Below are 1,261 nucleotides of genomic sequence, written 5' to 3' on the forward strand. Positions count from 1 at the left end.
TTTCAGCCCCGGACATTTTCGGCGCAGGGACTCTCGACTAGTGAGCTATTACGCACTCTTTCAATGAATGGCTGCTTCTAAGCCAACGTCCTAGTTGTCTTAGAATCCCCACATCCTTTTCCACTTAACACGCACTTTGGGACCTTAGCTGTAGGTCTGGGCTCTTTCCCTTTTGACCATCCAACTTATCTCGTATGGTCTGACTCCCATGAATCATCTTGATGGCATTCGGAGTTTGATATGCTTTGGTAAGCTTTGACGCCCCCTAGGCAATTCAGTGCTCTACCTCCATAAGACTCTCATGAGGCTAGCCCTAAAGCTATTTCGAGGAGAACCAGCTATCTCCGGGTTCGATTGGAATTTCTCCGCTATCCACACCTCATCCCCACCCTTTTCAACGGATGTGGGTTCGGTCCTCCACTTCCTCTTACGGAAGCTTCAACCTGGACATGGATAGGTCACCCGGTTTCGGGTCTGCACTCACTGACTTACCGCGCTCTTAACGCTTGCTTTCACTTCGGCTCCGGACCTTAAGTCCTTAACCTCGCCAGTACGCACAACTCGCCGGACCGTTCTACAAAAAGTACGCAGTCCCTCATATAAAGAGGTCCCACAGCTTGTAGACACAGGGTTTCAGGTTCTCTTTCACTCCCCTCCCGGGGTACTTTTCACCTTTCCTTCACAGTACTATGCGCTATCGGTCACTAAGAAGTATTTAGCCTTACGGGGTGGTCCCCGCTCCTTCAGACAAGGTTTCTCGTGTCTCGTCCTACTCTGGATCCTGCTAGATGACTTGGGATTTCGGATACGAGGCTTTCACTCTCTCCGGCCGGACTTCCCAGTCCGTTCTCCTATCTTACGTCTCTCATGTCGCAGTCCGAACCCCGTGATGCACGCACCACGGTTTGGGCTCCTTCCATTTCGCTCGCCGCTACTTTGGAAATCGATAAATTTTCTTTCTCTTCCTCCGGGTACTTAGATGTTTCAGTTCCCCGGGTTCCCCACATGCAGCTATGGATTCACTACATGCTGACAGAGGTTTCCTCTGCCGGGTTTCCCCATTCAGATATCTCCGGATCAATGGATATGTGCTCCTCCCCGAAGCTTTTCGCAGCTTATCACGTCTTTCATCGGCTCTTAGTGCCAAGGCATCCACCCTGCGCCCTTACTACTTTAACCGTAGCAGGAACGATCGGATCACTTGATCCTCTGTTTCCTCACTGATGTATAGCGTTACATCAGCGGGCTTTGTGTTTCTTTT

Annotated in this window: 1 rRNA gene; it reads right to left on the reverse strand. The window is 50.6% G+C overall.

Features of this window, described 5'->3' with window-relative positions:
- A 23S ribosomal RNA gene (locus KE503_RS14330) occupies window positions 1-1,179 on the reverse strand; the annotation flags it as partial.
- Between the last annotated feature and the right edge of the window lie 82 nt (window positions 1,180-1,261).

It is taken from the genome of Anaerostipes sp. Marseille-Q3525, from assembly GCF_018223505.1.
In the GTDB taxonomy this organism is placed as follows: domain Bacteria; phylum Bacillota; class Clostridia; order Lachnospirales; family Lachnospiraceae; genus Anaerostipes; species Anaerostipes amylophilus.